At 66.5% G+C, this 17,641-nt stretch carries 23 protein-coding genes; 6 read left to right on the top strand and 17 right to left on the bottom strand.

What is annotated here, in order from left to right; translation table 11 throughout:
- Positions 1-57 precede the first annotated feature (57 nt).
- Positions 58-420, top strand: coding sequence for a cupin domain-containing protein (locus ACFVMC_RS10845; RefSeq protein WP_379208945.1), 363 nt, complete (start codon positions 58-60; stop codon positions 418-420).
- A gap of 120 nt (positions 421-540) precedes the next feature.
- Here ACFVMC_RS10845 and ACFVMC_RS10840 read toward each other — a convergent pair whose 3' ends face one another.
- Positions 541-1,119: an excalibur calcium-binding domain-containing protein gene (locus ACFVMC_RS10840; RefSeq protein ID WP_379208944.1), complete on the bottom strand. Its 579-nt coding sequence runs from the start codon at positions 1,117-1,119 to the stop codon at positions 541-543.
- A gap of 213 nt (positions 1,120-1,332) precedes the next feature.
- On the opposite strand from ACFVMC_RS10840, the gene ACFVMC_RS10835 reads away from it, so the two are divergent.
- Positions 1,333-3,096: an exonuclease domain-containing protein gene (locus ACFVMC_RS10835; RefSeq protein ID WP_379208942.1), complete on the top strand. Its 1,764-nt coding sequence runs from the start codon at positions 1,333-1,335 to the stop codon at positions 3,094-3,096.
- 120 nt (positions 3,097-3,216) lie between these two features.
- Here the strand turns inward: ACFVMC_RS10835 and ACFVMC_RS10830 are convergent, their stop codons facing one another.
- Positions 3,217-3,582: a hypothetical protein gene (locus ACFVMC_RS10830; protein WP_379208940.1), complete on the bottom strand. Its 366-nt coding sequence runs from the start codon at positions 3,580-3,582 to the stop codon at positions 3,217-3,219.
- Positions 3,583-3,809: 227 nt separating this feature from the next.
- Here ACFVMC_RS10830 and acpM point away from each other — a divergent pair, with 227 nt between their 5' ends.
- Positions 3,810-4,115: a meromycolate extension acyl carrier protein AcpM gene (acpM, locus tag ACFVMC_RS10825; protein WP_379208938.1), complete on the top strand. Its 306-nt coding sequence runs from the start codon at positions 3,810-3,812 to the stop codon at positions 4,113-4,115.
- 3 nt (positions 4,116-4,118) lie between these two features.
- Complete coding sequence (locus ACFVMC_RS10820) at positions 4,119-4,553, top strand: SRPBCC domain-containing protein (protein ID WP_379208936.1); 435 nt, start codon at positions 4,119-4,121, stop codon at positions 4,551-4,553.
- Between the two features lie 3 nt (positions 4,554-4,556).
- Here ACFVMC_RS10820 and ACFVMC_RS10815 read toward each other — a convergent pair whose 3' ends face one another.
- The 6 genes from ACFVMC_RS10815 to ACFVMC_RS10790 all read right to left on the bottom strand — a co-directional run bounded on the left by ACFVMC_RS10815 (position 4,557) and on the right by ACFVMC_RS10790 (position 7,260).
- Positions 4,557-4,892, bottom strand: a complete 336-nt coding sequence (locus tag ACFVMC_RS10815) for a hypothetical protein (RefSeq protein WP_379208934.1) — start codon at positions 4,890-4,892, stop codon at positions 4,557-4,559.
- Positions 4,893-4,983: 91 nt separating this feature from the next.
- Entirely contained in the window at positions 4,984-5,490 is a 507-nt protein-coding gene (locus ACFVMC_RS10810) for a hypothetical protein (protein WP_379208932.1), read from the bottom strand.
- Complete coding sequence (locus tag ACFVMC_RS10805) at positions 5,487-5,957, bottom strand: F0F1 ATP synthase subunit B (RefSeq protein WP_379208930.1); 471 nt, start codon at positions 5,955-5,957, stop codon at positions 5,487-5,489. Before ACFVMC_RS10805 ends, ACFVMC_RS10810 begins: the two co-directional genes overlap by 4 nt.
- Positions 5,958-5,963: 6 nt before the next feature.
- Positions 5,964-6,224 carry an ATP synthase F0 subunit C gene (gene atpE / locus ACFVMC_RS10800; protein WP_379208928.1) on the bottom strand — a complete coding sequence of 87 codons (261 nt, stop codon included), beginning with the start codon at positions 6,222-6,224 and terminating at the stop codon, positions 5,964-5,966.
- A 44-nt stretch (positions 6,225-6,268) separates the two neighbouring features.
- Positions 6,269-6,991: a F0F1 ATP synthase subunit A gene (atpB, locus tag ACFVMC_RS10795; RefSeq protein WP_379208926.1), complete on the bottom strand. Its 723-nt coding sequence runs from the start codon at positions 6,989-6,991 to the stop codon at positions 6,269-6,271.
- Positions 6,988-7,260, bottom strand: coding sequence for a hypothetical protein (locus ACFVMC_RS10790; protein WP_379208924.1), 273 nt, complete (start codon positions 7,258-7,260; stop codon positions 6,988-6,990). Before ACFVMC_RS10790 ends, atpB begins: the two co-directional genes overlap by 4 nt.
- 212 nt (positions 7,261-7,472) lie before the next feature.
- On the opposite strand from ACFVMC_RS10790, the gene ACFVMC_RS10785 reads away from it, so the two are divergent.
- Positions 7,473-8,816 carry an acyltransferase gene (locus tag ACFVMC_RS10785; RefSeq protein ID WP_379208922.1) on the top strand — a complete coding sequence of 448 codons (1,344 nt, stop codon included), beginning with the start codon at positions 7,473-7,475 and terminating at the stop codon, positions 8,814-8,816.
- Entirely contained in the window at positions 8,813-9,478 is a 666-nt protein-coding gene (locus ACFVMC_RS10780; protein WP_379208920.1) for a class I SAM-dependent methyltransferase, read from the top strand. The genes ACFVMC_RS10785 and ACFVMC_RS10780 overlap by 4 nt, the downstream gene beginning before the upstream one ends.
- On the opposite strand, the gene smpB is transcribed toward ACFVMC_RS10780, so the two are convergent.
- From smpB to prfB, 9 genes are all read right to left on the bottom strand, one after another.
- Positions 9,475-9,948: an SsrA-binding protein SmpB gene (gene smpB, locus ACFVMC_RS10775; RefSeq protein ID WP_379208918.1), complete on the bottom strand. Its 474-nt coding sequence runs from the start codon at positions 9,946-9,948 to the stop codon at positions 9,475-9,477. The two genes, ACFVMC_RS10780 and smpB, sit on opposite strands and share 4 nt — an antisense overlap.
- 54 nt (positions 9,949-10,002) lie before the next feature.
- Positions 10,003-10,215 carry a hypothetical protein gene (locus ACFVMC_RS10770; protein ID WP_379208916.1) on the bottom strand — a complete coding sequence of 71 codons (213 nt, stop codon included), beginning with the start codon at positions 10,213-10,215 and terminating at the stop codon, positions 10,003-10,005.
- A 101-nt stretch (positions 10,216-10,316) separates the two neighbouring features.
- Positions 10,317-11,381 carry a metallophosphoesterase gene (locus ACFVMC_RS10765; protein WP_379208914.1) on the bottom strand — a complete coding sequence of 355 codons (1,065 nt, stop codon included), beginning with the start codon at positions 11,379-11,381 and terminating at the stop codon, positions 10,317-10,319.
- A 155-nt stretch (positions 11,382-11,536) separates the two neighbouring features.
- Positions 11,537-13,420 carry a DNA helicase RecQ gene (gene recQ / locus ACFVMC_RS10760; protein WP_379208912.1) on the bottom strand — a complete coding sequence of 628 codons (1,884 nt, stop codon included), beginning with the start codon at positions 13,418-13,420 and terminating at the stop codon, positions 11,537-11,539.
- Positions 13,421-13,561: 141 nt separating this feature from the next.
- Positions 13,562-14,464: a permease-like cell division protein FtsX gene (gene ftsX, locus ACFVMC_RS10755; RefSeq protein ID WP_379208910.1), complete on the bottom strand. Its 903-nt coding sequence runs from the start codon at positions 14,462-14,464 to the stop codon at positions 13,562-13,564.
- Entirely contained in the window at positions 14,464-15,153 is a 690-nt protein-coding gene (gene ftsE, locus ACFVMC_RS10750; protein ID WP_379208908.1) for a cell division ATP-binding protein FtsE, read from the bottom strand. The genes ftsX and ftsE overlap by 1 nt, the downstream gene beginning before the upstream one ends.
- A gap of 50 nt (positions 15,154-15,203) precedes the next feature.
- The gene (locus ACFVMC_RS10745) at positions 15,204-15,416 is read right to left on the bottom strand and encodes a hypothetical protein (RefSeq protein WP_379208906.1); all 213 of its coding nucleotides are present in this window, start codon (positions 15,414-15,416) and stop codon (positions 15,204-15,206) included.
- Positions 15,397-16,248, bottom strand: coding sequence for a mechanosensitive ion channel family protein (locus ACFVMC_RS10740; RefSeq protein ID WP_379208904.1), 852 nt, complete (start codon positions 16,246-16,248; stop codon positions 15,397-15,399). The genes ACFVMC_RS10745 and ACFVMC_RS10740 overlap by 20 nt, the downstream gene beginning before the upstream one ends.
- A 189-nt stretch (positions 16,249-16,437) precedes the next feature.
- Entirely contained in the window at positions 16,438-17,550 is a 1,113-nt protein-coding gene (gene prfB, locus ACFVMC_RS10735) for a peptide chain release factor 2 (RefSeq protein ID WP_379208902.1), read from the bottom strand.
- Positions 17,551-17,641 lie beyond the last annotated feature (91 nt).

Here is a 17,641-nt window from a genome sequence, read left to right as displayed (position 1 = left end):
GGTGAGCGAATTTCTGGCGATCGTCGGCTGTCGCGAACCGAGCTCAGGAGAACGGTCATGGCCGGTCTGGTACGGAGAACATTCGATTCACCCGATGAAACGCGGCCCTTCGAGCAGGGCAAGGGACAACTCGATCTGGTCAACCTCGACGGCGGCGCGGTCGGGCGCGCGGTATTCGAACCCGGTTGGCGCTGGTCCGAGCATGTCAAGCCGATCGCACAAACCGACAGCTGCGAAGCGGCCCACATCGGATACTGCGTGTCCGGACGAATCCATGTCGTCATGAACGACGGCGAGCAACAGGAGTACGGCCCAGGCGATTTCATGATCGTCCCGCCGGGACACGACGCCTGGGTGGTGGGCGACGAATCCTGCGTGGTGCTCGACTGGCAGGGTTACGACGACTACGCCAAGCGCTGAACTCGGCCACCCGGCCGCGGGCGCGTCCGCGGCCGGGGCGAGACACCGCCGTAAAGGTATGAACTACAGGGCCTTCGCGTTCAGCGGCGAGGCGGCCGACGTGACGCTTGCATGCGTACCCTATTTGTCGCAGGCGATTCCGTCGTTGTCGCGGTCCAGACCCTTCCGGTAGCCAGGCTCACCTCGATGCAGCGGTGCCGCGCCGGCTGCTCGGACTGCATCGCAATCCGCGTAGTACACATTCGGGGCGCTCGCGGTGGACGACGAGGGAACTGGTTGACGGGTAGCCGGCGGAGGCGCGAATGGCATCGGATCGGGGATGCGCGCCGTCGTCGGCGTAGGCACCGGTGGCAGTTGGGTCGCACTGTCGGGAACGACGGGAGCCGTCGATCGGCTTGGGACAGCGGGCGCGGCCACTGTCGAGGAGGTGCTGGTGGGCACGATCACCGTCGATGGGGTCGTCGGCGGCAGCGTCGCGGTGGAGGTGACTACGTTCCGCGGTCCCGTCTCACGGGCCGAATCGGCCGGAGAAAGGACGCCGATCAGTATCAACACGATGAACGACGCTGCTAGCAGCAGTCCGGCCTGCTTGCGGTTACGAATGCGGGCTGGACTCAGATGTCCCCGCACTAAACCGATAACCGCGATGATCACCATCACGAGCCATACCAGAACCAGCACCCCTGCTGCTGCGGACATCAACGTCTCCGACTTTCTGCCATCGAGACCGCCGAAGCGGCAGATAGCGGCCCCACCGGTCTCGTTCGATACCGCTCCTATCGGAATCGTCCGAGCTTCGTTTCAGCCTTTGCCCTGGCTAATTTTCGACTGCACGAAGCTGGTCGCCTCGATGATCCTTCGGTCGGCCCGAGGTGATGCAACGCTCATGGCGCTAGTGGCGATCATCAAGCCGTGCGAACGAATTCAAGTGTCTGCGCAACATCATTCGAAGCCGGGTTCAGCGCCTTCACCGTTGTCGATGTGGAGACATCAGGGCTACAGGCGGGGGCGCATCGGGTGCTATCGGTGGCCGCGCTGTCCTTGGATGCGGACGGGCGAATAGCCGACGAGTTCCATACCTTGCTCGATCCGGGGTGCGACCCCGGCCCGGTCCACATTCACGGGCTGACTGCGGAGATACTGCGTGGCTCACCAAGATTCGAGCAGGTGCGCGAAACACTGTCGACGCTGCTGACCGGGCGGGTGATGGTGGCGCACAACGCGCAGTTCGACTACGGGTTCCTGGCCAGCGAATTCGACCGAGCCGGCACGAATCTCCCGGTCAGCCGCAGGCTCTGCACCCTCGCGCTCGCCCGTCGGGTCGCACCGCCGACACCGAATTGCCGGCTCGATACCCTCGCCGCCTACTACGGCGTGCCGCGCACGAAAGCCCATGATGCGCTGGACGATACGCGTGTACTGGCAGGCGTACTGCGTGCGCTGGTCGCCGACGCGGCTCGGCTCGGCATCGCGCCACCGCTGCTGCGCTGTCCTCCGAAGGAGAACTATCAGAGCGCTTGGGGCCTGCCGACCGAACGCACCGGCCCGAAACCCCCGTGCCCGTATACGTATCCGGGGCGACTCGCTACCGGCGGCGGGCTGATACAGGGCATGAAAGTCGCCTTCACGGGGGACACGGCGACTGAACGAGAAGACCTGGTGGCTCGTGCCGAGGCGGCCGGACTCGAAGTCATGAGCGGGGTGAGCGGGCGCACCAGCCTGCTGGTGACCAACACACCCAACGCGGCAACTGGTAAGGCGCGCAAGGCGGCCGAGGTCGGGACGCCGATTGTCGCTGAGGGTAGATTCTTGTCCCTGCTCGAGAACGTGTTGCCGGGCCGACGTAAAGACGAAGCGAGGCCGGCACCGGTCCGCCAGGGCCCCGCGCCTACCGGCCCGTTGGCCGGGCGACGCGTTCTGGTCGTCGGCGGTACCCACGATCAAGCCGCCGAGGCACGCGCCCGCATTCTCGAACTCGGCGGGTCGGCGGCGGTGAACATGTCGGCCGGAGTCACCGATATCCTCGCCCTGCACGATGGACGGACCGACCGCCGCTGCAAAAAGGCCGCCGAGCTGGGGATACCGATTCACGGCGTCGAATTGCTCACGGCTACACCATCATCCGCGGCCGCGCCGACCGAGCTCGAGCCGGCGTCGCTGGCTCGCGGCCAGGTGATGGACCTTCCGATAGCCGACCACGGGGCGAGCTGGACGGTCCGGGCATCGTGGGTGCAGAACGGCAGCTGGGAAGTGGATCTGGTCGCATTCCTCGTCGATTGCGACGAGCGGGTCGCGGGCGACCACGACTTCGTCTTCTACAACCAGCCCGAGACCAGCGGAGCACGGCTGACCATCGACGGACCGAACGAACAGTCGATCTCGATCGGGGTGGATCAGGTGCCCGAGCACTGTCGTCGAATTGTGGTGGCCGCCGCCCTGGATGGCGTCGGTGTCACCTTCGGCGAGGTCGGCGCCCTGGAGCTGGAGGTCGCACCGGGCAACGATGCCGGTGTCATCGCCCGCGCGACGCTGGACGCGGCGACCGAGGAACGCACGCTTGTCTTGGCCGAGATCTATCTGCGCGGCGACGACTGGCGACTGCGGGCGGTCGGTCAGGGGTATCCGACCGACCTCGCCGCGCTGGCGTGCGCCTACGGAGTGCACATCGACGAATGACCCAGCTGCTCGACCCGAACAGCGCGAAGCCTGTACGTGTGGCCCCGGCCCGGCACCGCCGGGCCGGGGCTGCCTATTGCAGTGCGTGAATCCGCTTACACCACAGTGGCTTCGACCAAATCAGATGCCGGTGCCGCTGCCCGTCGAAGGGCCGATGCGCAGGGGCGGCAGGGCGCGGATCAGGGAGGCGATCTGTGCGCACATCTTCATCGTCGGCGGGGCGCCGATGCTGTTCACACAAGCGCCGGCGCCCGTCTTGTCGTAGACGTTCGTCTGCCAGGCCCGGCTGAGGTCGGGCGGAACGTAGAGCTCCCACACGATGCCGTCGGATGAAGGCCGGTATTCGCATTCGGCCTCGGATTTACCCTTGCACGGGCCTTCGATTCCCCAGGGGCCGACGGGGTATGCCTGTGCTGTCGGGGCGAGGGCGAGAGTGGCCAGCAGGCCCGTGGCGAGGGCGGTCGACACTCGAACTACTGAGAACATGTTTCCTTTCCGGTCGGGTTGGGTTCGCGTGCAGCACTTCTCGTGTTTCCTAACGCGAGTTCCCAAGTGAGCCATACGATCCAGTTCCCGATTTCGTTCACATCGAATCCTCGCAACGTGAGACTCACCTCAATGCGCTGTGCCGTCCGTCACATTCGCTTGAATCTCCACCACACTGGAGCTTTTAGCGTGGGGCAACCGACAACCGATCCATGGAGTGTGAATACGTGACCACCACGCAGGAAGAAATCGTCGCCGGCATCGCGGACATCGTGGAGGAGGTGACCGGCATCGACGCCGCCGAGGTGCTGTTCGAGAAGTCCTTCGTCGACGACCTGGATATCGACTCGCTCTCGCTGGTGGAGATCGCCGTGCAGTTGGAGGACAAGTACAGCGTGAAGGTTCCCGACGAAGATCTGGCGAGTCTGCGGACGGTCGGTGACGCGGTCGCCTATGTCCAGAAGATGGAGGCCGAAGCACCGGCGCTCGCCGCCGAGCTGGAGGCCAAATACAAAGAGGGCCAGGGAAACTAGAGCATGGTGATCGCTGATCCGCGGCTGGACCCCGCCGCGGTTGAGCTCGGCGCGTTCTTCGCACAGCCCGCTGCGGTGGTGTGGGACGCGTTGACCCGGCCGGATCTCCTGGAGCGCTGGCTGCTTCGGCCGACCGGCTTCGCTACCTCGGTCGGTACACGCTTTCGATTCACCGTGCCCACCACACCGGACGACACCATCGATTGCGAGGTCCTGGCGGTCGGGCCGCGCGAACGGTTGACCTACAGCTGGCGCTACCGCCACGCCCACTGGACCGTCGACTGGCGGCTACGACCTCAGGGCCGCGGTACTCGGCTGTTGTTGACCCAGACGGGTTTCGACATCGGCGACCGCCGCGAGAAGATGGCGCGCAACGCCGCCGAACGCGGCTGGAAACGCAATGTTCTGCCGCGTCTCGGCGAGGTCATCCATCATTGACGCTCAGAGCAACTGCGGCAGCATGATGATCGCGACGGCGAGCCCGAGCAGGGACAGGGCGATTCCCGCCGCGGCGAAACCCTTGCCACGGCGTTGGCCGACGCATCCGAGGGTGCCGAGCACCAGCCCGCACACGGTGAACGCCAAGCCGATGATCGGGCGGATGCCCGCCAGATCGACAGGCAGGAAGGGCAGAACGACGCCGAGAATTCCGAAGATCAGGGCGACCACGCCGAACGCCGCCCCCGACCGCTGCTCGGCGGGCGGCGGCCCGTATCCCCAGGATTGTGGCGATGGTGGACCGGGGACGGGCGGTCGCTGGGGCGGCGGGTAGGACATCGGAATTCTCGCTCACTAGGTAAGGCGGGCAGCGACACCCAACCTACCGACACGGAAGGGCCCGGTCCGCGCGGACCGGGCCCGGGTGGGTTCAGCGCACGCCAGGGCGTTCGGGTATCTGTTCGAGTTCGTCCAGAAAACGATCGATACCGGCGGTTCGGGCGTGCGGCACGGTGAGTCGTCGGCGCACCGTGTGTTCGGTTCGATCCAGCACGGCGGTGTGCAGGCTCGCCTGCAGACCGTCCACCAGTTCGCGGCGGAGCTGGTGGATCCGAACCCGGCCTCGGCGCCGGATCCTGGTCGCGGATTCCTCGGCTTCGACGCGCATGTCGTCGAGCAGGCCCGCGGCGGCGGCGTCGGCCTCCGCTTTCAGCTGGGCCTTGGCGAGTTCACCTTGGGCCACCGCCGCTTCACGGGCTTCGGCGGCCGCGACCACCTGGTTGGCGGCACGTGCGCTGTCCTCGAGCTGGGTTCGAATCGTGTTCTGCGCCTTGGACATTGCCGAGCGCAGCGGCGGAAGCACCTTGCGGACGAGGACGTGAACGACCACCGCGAACCCGAACAGCTGGCTGAGGAAGATCGGCCAATCCCAGATCATCGCCCCGCCTTGGTGATTTCGGCTCCGAGCACCCGGTCGGCCAGGGTGCGCGCCAGCGGATCGACGCTCTGCTCGAGCTCCCGGGTGACACGATCCGCGTCCGCGCGTAGCTCGGTGAGCGTCCGCGCGACCTCGGCGTCGGCCTGTTCCTGAGCGACTCGCTGTCGTTCGGCGACGATCGAGCGGCCCTGCGCCCGTGCCTGTTTGCGAATTCCGTCGGCCACCACCCGCCCTTCGGCGAGCGCCGCCTGGTAGGTGGATTCCGCCTCGGCACGGCCCTGCCGCGCCGCCGCTTCGTCCGCCGCCGTCCGGGCTACCCGGGCCTCGCGCTCGGCCAGGATCCGGTGGATCGGCGGAACGACGAAGCGCCAGATGACGCCGAGCACGGTCAGGAAGATCAGCAGTTCGGCGAAGAACGTGCCGTTGGGGAGCAGGAAGTTCTCTCCGGCATGGTTTTTCGTCGACATGGCCCGCTACTTACCTGGCGTCGCGAACACGAACAGCGCCATGAACGCGAGATTGATGAAGTAGACCGCGTCGATCAGACCCACGGCCATGAGGTAGTTGCCGCGCAGTCGCGACTCCGACTCCGGTTGCCGGGCAACGCCATTGATCAGCGCAGAACCGACCAGACCATTGCCGAAACCCGCGCCGATCGCGCCGCCCAGCAGAATGAACCCACCGCCGATGAGCGCGGCCATCTGGATCATGCCGGCGTCCGTGATATCAGCCATTGCTGTTTCCCTTCTCTGTGAAACTCGAGGTCTTGTGGTGCCGGTCAGTGTTTTTCGTCGGCACGGGTCATCGCCTGACCGAAGTAGAGGATGGTCAAGAGGGTGAAGATGAAGGCTTGGATGAACCCGACGAACAGGTCGAGCAGCTTCCAGACCGCGTTGGGGCCCCAGCTGATCCACGCGGGCAGCAGGGTGATGACCGACAGCATCACGCCGCCGGCGAACATGTTCCCGAACAGCCGCAGTGAGAGCGACAGCGGTTTCGCGATCTCCTCGATGATGTTGATGACCACCATCGGCCCCCAGCCGCCGTGGCCTTTCAGCAGCATTTTCAGGTGGGTCAGTGGTCCACGACGGACCACGCCGGCGACCTGGTAGCCCAGGAAGACGAAGACCGCGAGCGCGTAGACGAAGTTGATGTCCGCTGTCGGCGGGTGGATGAGTTCACCGTCGCCGTAACGCATCGGCAGGACCGCCAGCCAGTTCGACAGCAGGATGAAGGTGAACAGGGTGACCGCGAGCGGCAGCACGAATGGCGCGATCCGCATGCCGATGGCGGATTCGACCTGCTGTCGCATCTGCACCGTGACGGTTTCGAAGAACAGCTGAACCCCGTTCGGCACACCGGAAGTCACGGTGGCTCGCAGGTAGAACGCCAAAGCCAGCACGATCGCCGCGGCCACCGTGGTCGACACGATCGTGTCGATATTGAACTCCATACCGAGCCAGCGCGCCGTGTGGTGGTCGCCCACCTTGACCGTGGTCATGTCCGCACTCGAGCCACTCGAAGCAGAGCCATGGCCTGAAATACCGCCAGCCCCAACAGGATTCCGACTCCGCCCGGTCGAACCAGGAAGGCGAACGCGACCGACACGGCGGTCAGGACGAACAATCTGGCCAGCGCGAGCGCGGCGAGTGCGCCGACACCCCCGGTCGCCGAGCCCGCGATCCGGGCTACCGATAGCTGGGTGAAACGAGCATTCCCCCAGCCCAGCGCCAGTCCGGCGCAGATGAATACTGCCAGCGATATCGCCATGAGGCCTCCTCATCGAGGTCGTGATACTACGTAGCATAGTTGCTACATTTCATCGCAACAAGGCTATTGACTGCGGGGGGTGTTGTGCGGTGGAATAGAGAGATGCGCTCGGCGCGGGTACTGCCGCGCCCGCAGGCTGAGTAAGTTCGGCCCGGCCCGCTCGAGTAGTTGTGCTCAGCAATTCCGAGCCGCGCTCCAGCAGGCTCGCTGACATGGCATTTCACCCGCTCACCGCCCGCCGACTGGCCGCGGCCACACCCGATACCCGCGATCGCTACCTGGATCTGTTGCGGGTGTTCTCGCTGGCGACCGTGGTGCTCGGACACTGGCTGATGGTGGTCCTGATCCCGGGCCCCGGCGGTGTAGGCGTCGACAACGCGCTCGCGATCATGCCCGCGCTCCAGCCGTTGACCTGGGTATTCCAGGTGATGCCGCTGTTCTTCTTCGTCGGCGGCTTCGCCCATGCCGCGGCACTGCGGCGCGGCCCCGGCTATGCGGGCTTCGTGCGCGGCCGCGCGGCCCGCCTGGTGCTGCCGACCGCGGTGTTCGTCGCCGTCTGGCTGGCCGTCGGCCTACTGCTCGAGCTGACCGGATTCGACTCGGGCCTGCTGCGTACCGCGACCCGGCTGATCGGCCAGCCACTGTGGTTCGTCGGGGTATACCTGGGCATCGTCGCGTTGGCGCCGATCATGTGGGCGGCGCACCGGCGATTCGGGATCGCCGTACCCGGCGCGCTGATCGCCGGCGTCGCGGGTGTGGATCTGATTCGATTCGGCCTGGGGCACAACGGTTTCGGACTCGTCAATGTGGCGCTGGTCTGGCTCGCGGTGCATCAACTGGGCTTCTGCTATGCCGACGGCCGACTGAATCGGAGAGTCGCCGTCGCGCTCACGCTCGGTGGGCTCGTCGCGGTGGCAGCCCTGGTGACGTTCGGCCCCTATCCCCTGTCCATGGTGGGCATGCCCGGCGCGGCGGTGTCCAATATGTCGCCGCCTACGGCCGCCCTGCTGGCGCACGCGCTCTGGTTGATCGGCGCGGCGCTGCTGCTGCGCGCACCGATCAGCCGATGGCTCGCCCGGCCCCGCGTGTGGTTCACCGTGGTGGCGGCCAACGGCATCGCCATGACCGCCTTCCTCTGGCACCTGACCGCGCTGTTCCTGGTCAGCGGCCTCCGATTGGCAATCGGCGGCACGACGCCACCGGTCGGCTCGGCCGCGTGGTGGTGGAGCCGACCGCTCGAGCTCGCGCTGTTCGCCCTCGCCACCGCCGGGCTGATCCTGATCTTCCGGCGCGCCGATCAGCCCAGGCTGCTCGGGCCCGCGCCCATGGCCACCGGCCGCGCGGCCCTCGGCGCCACCCTGTGCCTGTCCGGCACCCTCGGCATCTCCGCCGCCGGATTCGGCGGCGCGCTCGCGGGCCGCGCCGCTCCCCTGCTCATGTTCGAGGTCACCCCCCTGCGCTGCGCAGCCCTGCTCGCCACCGGCATTCTCCTGCTGCGCCTGCCGCTGCGCCGCCTTGACCAGAACCTTGGTCGAGGATGCATAGTGGAGGCATGAGCGTACCGTTGGAGACCTGGAATGCCGTGTACGACAACGACTCCGCGCCGTGGGTGATCGGAGAACCGCAGCCCGCAATCGTGGAACTGGAGCAGGCGGGCCGGATTCGGGGGCGGGTGCTGGATCCCGGCGCCGGGGCCGGGGAACACACTATTCTGCTCACTCGCCTCGGATACGACGTGCGCGGCATCGATGTCTCGCCCAGCGCCGTGGAATACGCGCGGCGCAACGCGGCCGCGCAGGGTGTGAGCGCCGCGCGGTTCGATGTCGCCGATGCGCTGCGCCTCGCCGACGCCGAGGCACTCGCCGACGACGGCGGCACACCGCAATTCGACACCATCGTCGACAGCGCGCTGTTCCACGTCTTCGGCGAAGACCCCGAATCCCGTGCCGCCTATGTGCGCAGCCTGCACGCGGTGTGCAAGCCCGGCGGGCTGGTGCACGTGCTGGCGCTCTCGGATCGCGAACCGGGCATCGGCCCTCGGATCAGCGACACCGTCATCCGCGAATCCTTCACCGACGGATGGGAATTCGAAGACCTGCAACCCGCGCGCTACATCGGCCGGGTGACCGACTCGGTGGCCGAACAGGCCGCCGGGCTCGAGCAGGTGAACGGCCGGGTCAGTGTCGCGGCCTGGCTGGCCCGCTATCGCCGGATCTAACGCATCCCCTTCACGCGGCGGCCGATCTCGCGGGTGACCTCGCGTTCGGCCGTCCGCTTGGCAATGTCCTGGCGCTTGTCGTAATCCTGCTTACCCTTGGCCAGAGCCAGTTCGACCTTCACCTTGCCGTCGGAGAAGTACATCGACAGCGGCACCAGGGTCTGATTGCCCTCGCGGGACTTACCGACCAGTCGCTCGATCTCCCGCTTGTGCAGCAGCAGTTTGCGGACGCGGCGCGGCGAGTGATTGGTCCAGGTGCCGTGACTGAATTCGGGGATGTGCAGGCCGCGCAGCCACACCTCGCGGTTGTCGACCGTCGCGAACGCGTCGACCAGCGAGGCCTTGCCTTCTCGCAGGCTCTTGACCTCGGTACCCACCAGCGCGATCCCGGCCTCGAAGGTCTCCAGGATGGTGTAGTTGTGCCGCGCTCGGCGGTTGGTCGCGATGACCTTGCGCCCCTTCTCCTTCATTCCGTCCACTTTATGTGACGCGGCAAGCGGTTATTTCCGCGGCCGGGCCGCGAGTCAGTGCAGGTTGAGGTACAGCACCAGCAGACCGACGAACAGGGCCAGCATCAGCAGCGTGGATACCCGGGGCCGACCGAGATGTCTGGTGTAGCGACGTCCAAGCCAGATCGAGTCCACCATCGAGTCACCTCTCCTGCGTCCGTCGGTGTCGGCATCGCCGCCCGCAGTGGGGTCGATACCGGACACCTCGGACTCGTCCTCGGATGCCATGCGATGAACGGTAGTGGGCCCCGGCAGCATCCCGCGCGGTTTGGTACGGGAACGGACGCGCCGTTGTGATTCGGTAATGTTGCGGCGCAGAGTTATTGCGGTCAGGTCAAGCGGCGGCGGAATGCCTCGGTGCCCGCGCCTGTCGCCGGGTCGACGGTGACGACACGCAGGTCGATGGCCTCGGCAGACAGGTCGAGCACCATGAATCCGAGCTGATGATGGTTCTCGAACAGCGCCGCGTTCGGGCCGGTGGCGGCTTCGTGACCCGAGGTCTTGGCGGCCGCGCCGGAAACCAGCTGGCGCGTGCCCTTGGATGCCGGGGTCGGGTCGAGCACCTGGAGGTCGTGGTCGTGGCCGGACAGGATGAGCTGCGCCTTGCCCGCGACATGCTCCTCGAAGAAGCGCTGAACGTGCACGCCGTTGATCGGTTCGATGGACAGGCCCTCGTAGCGACCGGCATTGCCGTGGTTGCCGTTGCTCAGATACGGGTGGTGGGTGCAGACGATCTTCCACGTGGCGGTCGATTCGGCCAGCGCCCGATCGAGCCAGGCGCGCTGTTCGTTCATGAAGGTGCCGTCGACCGACCAGTACTCCGACAGCAACGGCGGAATGTAGGAGGCGAGCGGATTGAGGTCGAGAATGAAGAACTCGACCACCGGGGTGGGGCGGATCGAGTAGTAGCGGCTCGGCATCCACCAGCGCGGCGAGACCGCGTGGTATTCGACCTCGGCATTACCGCGCAGCAGCCAGCCGCCGTCACCGGGGAAGACGGAGCTGTTGTCGTGATTGCCGAGCACCATGGCCCAGGGGAAATCCAGTCCGGCATTGGGGTTTTCGAACTTCTCGGCGAACTGGACGTCGTGCACGCCGTTCGGCCCGGATTCGTAGATATTGTCGCCGAGCCCGAGCGCCATGGTGAACGGCTCGCGGCGATGGAATTCACGCGCGGCGTCGGCGACCGCCCACTGGGTGCGGGTTCCGGTGCCCGCGTCACCCGTTACCAGGATGCGCGCGTTGTGCCCGCCGCTCGCGACGGCGAATTTGTCGACACCCGAGGCGACCGGGACCGCCTGCGCGGGTGACAGGCCGACCAGGGTCGCGCTCGCGGCCACCGCCGCCGCACCGGTCAGCAGTTCCCGGCGTCCGATGCCCTGTGCGCCACTCATTAGCTTGCCTCCAGCTGTCTCAGGCGACCGTCCCCGGACATCCTGGTCGATTGACCAAGAGCTGTCCAGGGGCGCACCGACCGTTCACGACTCGTACACCGACGCATCCTGCCGCACCGGCTCCGGCGCGGACGGGATATCGGTGCGCGCCATCCTCACTGCCCCTCGGCCAACACCTCCAGCACGCCCTCGCCATACTTGGCGAGCTTGGCCTCACCGACACCGGCGACCCCGCCGAGTTCCGACAGAGCGGCGGGCTTACGGCTCGCGATCTCCCGCAGCGTCGCATCGTGGAAGACCACGTAGGCGGGAACGCCCTGCTCCTTCGCGGTCGCGGCGCGCCAGGCCCGCAGCCGCTCGAACAGCGGCACATCGGCCGCGGCCAGATCCGGGGCAGCCTTGCCCGCCTTGGCTTTCGCCACGCGGGCCGGCTTCGCGGCACGTTCGGGCTCCCGGCGCAACCGCACCTGGCGGCCGTCGAAGAGCACCTCGTTGCCCGCTTCGGTCAGGGTGAGCACGCCGTAGTCGCCGTGCACGGCGAGCAGACCCTGCGCCAGCAATTGCCGCGCCACGCCGCGCCATTCGATATCACGTAGATCGCTGCCCACGCCGAACACCTTCAATTCGTGGTGATCGTATTGCAGCACTTTGGGATTGGACTTTCCGAGCAGAATGTCGATGACGTGCCCGGCCCCGAAACTCTGCCCGCGCTCCCGCTTGAGCCGCAACACCGCCGAGAGCATCTTCTGGGCGGCGACGGTGCCGTCCCAGGATTCCGGTGGGGTGAGGCAGGTATCGCAGTTCCCGCACGGCTCACCCGGCTGCCCGAAGTACGCGAGCAGCTGGGTACGGCGACAACTGACCGTTTCGCACAGCGCGAGCATCGCGTCCAGGTGCAGCTGCAACTGACGACGATGAGCAGCGTCGCCCTCGGAGGAATCGATCATCTTCCGTTGCTGCACAACATCGTTGAGCCCGTAGACCATCCACGCGGTGGACGGCTGACCGTCGCGACCGGCGCGGCCGGTCTCCTGGTAGTAGCCCTCGACGGATTTGGGCAGATCCAGATGCGCGACGAACCGCACATCGGGTTTGTCGATCCCCATGCCGAACGCGATGGTGGCGACCACCACCACACCGTCCTCACGCAGGAACCGCGCCTGGTTCTCGGCACGGGTGCGATTGTCCAGACCGGCGTGATACGGGACGGCGGCGATGCCGTTCTCGGTCAGGAAGGACGCCGTCTTCTCCACGGAATTGCGGGACAGGCAGTAGACGATGCCCGCATCACCCGCGTGCTCGGCGCGCAGGAATTCGAGCAGCTGCCGCTCGGGGCGGTTCTTCGGTTCGATCCGATACTGGATATTCGGCCGATCGAAGCTGGCCACGAACTGTTGCGCGGCACCGAGATCGAGCCGCTGCACGATCTCGTCGCGCGTCTTGCCCGTGGCCGTGGCTGTGAGCGCGATGCGCGGCACCTCCGGCCAGCGCTCGTGCAGCATGGACAGGGCCAGATAGTCGGGCCGGAAATCGTGGCCCCACTGCGAGACACAGTGCGCCTCATCGATCGCGAACAGCGCGATCTTGCCGCGGTCCAGCAGCTGCGCCGTCGATTCCAGGCGCAGCCGCTCGGGCGCCAGATAGAGCAGATCGAGTTCACCGGAGACGAACTGGGCCTCCACCATGCGGCGCTCATCCGGGTACTGCGTGGAGTTCAGGAACCCGGCCCGCACGCCGAGCGCGCTCAACGCGTCCACCTGGTCCTGCATGAGCGCGATCAGCGGCGAGACCACCACGCCCACCCCGGGACGCACCAGCGCCGGGACCTGATAGCACAGCGACTTACCGCCGCCGGTCGGCATGAGCACCAGCGCGTCGCCGCCGCCGATCACCTGCTCGACGATCTGCTCCTGCTGGCCGCGGAAGCTGTCGTAGCCGAACACACGACGCAGAACCTCTTGCGCCGCACTGGATTCCGCGCCCGGACGGGCGCCGTCATCGGTCACGGGGAATGCTTCGGAGAGGGTCACCCGGCCCATCCTACGAGCGGCGCCGGGACACCGCGCCGTCGTCGCGTAGGTCGTCCTGGGCGGACACCGAGGTTGTCCACATGTGGACAACCCGAATGCGGCGCGACACCGGTGTCCCGGCGGAAAGCCCGCCGGGACACCGCCTCCGGATCATTCACGCACGTAGTAGCGCAGCGTCGCGTAGGCCGTCACGGCCGCGACCAGCACGCCCACCGGCGCGATCGTCAACGCCACCACGGCGATGTCGTCGCCGGTGACGCGCGGGAACACATTGCTGTCGAACAGCGGGCCCAGCGCCCGATCGATCACCAGCGGCCGCGCGATCAACAGACCCAGGATCGCCATGAACGACCCGGCCAGCGCCGCCACCACGGCCTCCATCAGGAACGGCAGCTGCGTGTACCAGCGCGTCGCACCCACCAATCGCATGATGCTCACCTCGGTACGCCGGGTGAACGCGGCGATCTGCATCATGTTCGCGATCAGCAGCAGCGCGGCCAGCGCCATCACGATCGCCAAGCCGAACGCGGCATTGCGCAGGCCGTCGAACAAACGCAGCAACCGATCCACCAGTTCGCGATCGTTCGCCACCGTCCGCACGCCCTCCCGATCATGGAAGGACGCGTAGATGCGGTCGTACTCGCTGCCGTCACGCATCTTCACCCGCATGGACGCGGGCAGCGGCGTCTCGGAGATGTATTCCACCATCTCGGGCTGATCGGCGAAGAGCTTCTTCGCCTCCTCCAGCGCGGCCGCGCGATTGAGGAACTGCACGCTCACCACGCCGTCGGTGCTCTTCATATCGGTGAGCAGCGACTTGCACGGCTCGGCCGCGCAGTCCGGGTCGGTCTCGGAGACGACCTCGTCGAGATAGAAGCGCACCTCCAGCCGGCTGGTGAAGAACTGCTCGGTCTTGTCGGCCATCCGCACCGACAGCAGCCCGCCGCCGAGCATGGCCAGTGATACCGCGGTGGTCAGCACCATCGCGACCGTCATGGTCACATTGCGGCGCAGACCGGTGAATACCTCGTTGAACAGAAAGCTCAGCCGCATTACCGATCCACTCCGTAAACGCCGTAGGCATCGTCGCGCACCATGCGACCACGGTCGAGTTCGACGACCCGCCGGCGCATCGCGTCCACGATGTTGTTGTCGTGTGTGGCCATCACCACGGTGGTGCCGATCCGGTTGATCCGTTCCAGCAGCATCATGATGTCGGCGCTGGTATCCGGATCCAGGTTGCCGGTGGGCTCGTCGGCCAGCAGCACCAGCGGCCGGTTGACGAACGCGCGCGCGATCGCCACACGCTGCTGCTCACCGCCGGAGAGCTCGCCCGGCAGCCGGTCGGCCTTGCCGCCGAGCCCCACCATGTCCAGGGTCTCGGGGACGGTGCGCTCGATGAACTGGCGTCGCTTGCCGATCACCTCCAGCGCGAACGCCACGTTCTCGTAGACGGTCTTCTGTTGCAGCAGCCGGAAATCCTGGAATACACAGCCCATTCGCTGGCGCAGCTTCGGGACCTTGCGTCCGGGCAACCGGTCGACCTGGAAGTCGGCGACCTGGATCTGCCCGGTGGTCGGCGCCTCCTCTTTGAGGAGCAGTCGCATGAAGGTCGACTTGCCGGAACCGGAAGGTCCGATCACGAAGACGAACTCACCCTTGTCCACCTGGAGTGAAATATCCTGGAGCGCGGGCCGCGTCGACGTCTTGTACAGCTTGGAGACGTTCCGCATGGTGATCACGGGAAGCCAGTGTAGCCAGCAACGCCCGCGCACACACGGTGTGGCAATAGCTATCGACCAGCTGGCTCGGCGTTCTGCGTCGTAAAGACCGTGTCCACGAACAGTCCCGCACCCGGCTTGGCGGGTTCATCAGGCTTGACGAACAGCCACAGCGCGAAGGTCCCGACCCAGGCCGCCATCAGGATTGCGGTGGACTTTCGGGGTTTCATCTCGACCGTCCGCAGCTGCGCGATGGTCGGCGACTTACGAAGTTGAAGTTTCACTGATTCCCTCTCGTCGCAGCGCGGCGGCCACGCGCACCCGCAGCTCGCGACTGACCTCGAATTGCTTGCCCGGCAATGTCCGAGCAACCATTCGGATATTCATCTGCTCCATGGTCAGATCGTCCACACCCATCACGCTGGGCTCGTCGAGCAGCAGCTTCTCGAGCTTGCGATCACGGTAGGCCTCGGCGCCCACCTGATGCAGCACCTCGTTGATCCGGGTGATGTCGGCCGTGGCCGCCACCGGCACGTCGATCGCGGCGCGCGCCCAATCCTTGGACAGATTGGTCACCTTCACGATCTGACCGTTCGGGACGGTGATCACCTCACCGTCGGCATTGCGCAACGTGGTGATCCGGAGTGTGACGTCCTCGACCGTGCCCTCGGCCACCTCGGCCGAACCCGTCACCGAGATCCGCACCACATCACCGAAGCCGTACTGCCGCTCGGTGATCAGGAAGAACCCGGCGAGGATGTCCTGCACGATCCGCTGCGCACCGAAACCCAGGGCCGCGCCGAGCACGGCGGCGGGCGCGACCAAGCCGGTGACCTGGAACCCGAGCCGCCGTAACACCTCCATGCCGACCAGGACATAGACGATGGTCAGCACCACCCAGGTCAGCACCTGCGCCAGCGCATGCCGATGCTTGGCCGCCTCGGTGCGCACCAGCGCGTCGCTGCTGCGGAACCCGGCGTCGATCTTGCTGGTCACCCGGTCTCGCACGAAGGTCGCGAAGCGGCTGAACAAGATCGCGCCCAGGATGAGCAGCACGATCTCCAAGCCCTGCGACCGCAGCCAGTCCGTGGTGCCCGGGGCGATACCGAGAGCCATCACCACCGGCCTCCCGGCGCCAGATTCGTACCTTCCGAAACACGCACGCCAGACAGGCTACCGCGCAGGGGCGTCCGGCACGAGCGGCGTGGCGCAGTAGCGAAATCGGCGCTGGAGCGAAATCCAGCGAGCCACAAGCTAATTCGCCCGTGTCCGAAATCACGGGTCGAGCGGGCCGCGGTCAATTCGTCAGTTGCTTTCGCGCATCCGCCAGCGGATCCCGCTCTCGACGAAGGCATCGATCTCGCCGTCGAGCACCGCCGAGGGGTTGTTCACCTCGTAATTGGTGCGCAGATCCTTCACCATCTGGTACGGATGCAGCACATAGGAGCGCATCTGGTTACCCCAGGACGCGCCCTCGTTGGTCTTGAGCGCGTCCATCTCGGCGCGCTCCTCCTGCCGCTTGCGCTCGAGCAGCTTGGCCTGGAGCACCCGCATGGCCGAGATCTTGTTCTGCAGCTGGGACTTCTCGTTCTGGCAGGTGACGACGATGCCAGTCGGGATGTGGGTCAGGCGCACCGCGGAGTCGGTGGTGTTGACGCTCTGACCACCCGGCCCCGAGGAGCGGTACACATCGACGCGGATCTCGTTCTCCGGGATCTCGATGTGGTCGGTGGTCTCCACCACCGGCAGCACCTCGACCTCGGCGAAGGAGGTCTGGCGGCGGCCCTGGTTGTCGAACGGGCTGATCCGCACCAGGCGGTGCGTGCCCATCTCCACCGACAGGGTGCCGTAGGCGTAAGGGGCCTTCACCGCGAAGGTGGCGCTCTTGATCCCCGCCTCCTCGGCGTAGGAGGTGTCGTACACCTCGACGGAGTACTTGTGGCGCTCGGCCCAGCGGATGTACATGCGCATCAGCATCTGCGCCCAGTCCGCGGCATCCACGCCGCCCGCGCCGGAACGAATGTTGACCAGCGCGTCACGCTTGTCGTATTCGCCGGAGAGCAGGGTGCGGACCTCCATCGCCTCCACGTCGACGTGCAGTGCGGCGCGTTCGGCGTCGGCGTCGGCCAGGGCCTGGACCTGGGCCTCGCCCTCTTCGCCCTCGGCCAGTTCGTAGAGCACCGGCAGATCCTCCAGGCGCTGGCGCAGATCTTCCACGCGGCGCAGCTCACCCTGGGCGTGCGACAGCTCGCTCGTCACCTGCTGGGCGTGGTCCTGGTCGTTCCACAGCTCCGGGTCGGCGGCCTGGTGCTCGAGCTCATCGATGCGGCGGCGCAGTTCCTCGATGTCGAGGACCGACTCGACCGTCTTGAGCGTGGTGTCGAGTTCGGCGAGATCAGCGGAAACGTCAGGATGCACGATGTTCAAGACTAGCGGGCGTCCCGCCCCAGCGGCTCTTCAGGCCGGGTGAGCGGATGCCGCGTGCGATGCCTTCGAAAAGTATGTCGAT

Source organism: Nocardia sp. NPDC127579, assembly GCF_042672005.1.
Classification (GTDB): Bacteria; Actinomycetota; Actinomycetes; order Mycobacteriales; family Mycobacteriaceae; genus Nocardia.
This window is presented reverse-complemented; position numbering and strand designations above follow the sequence as displayed.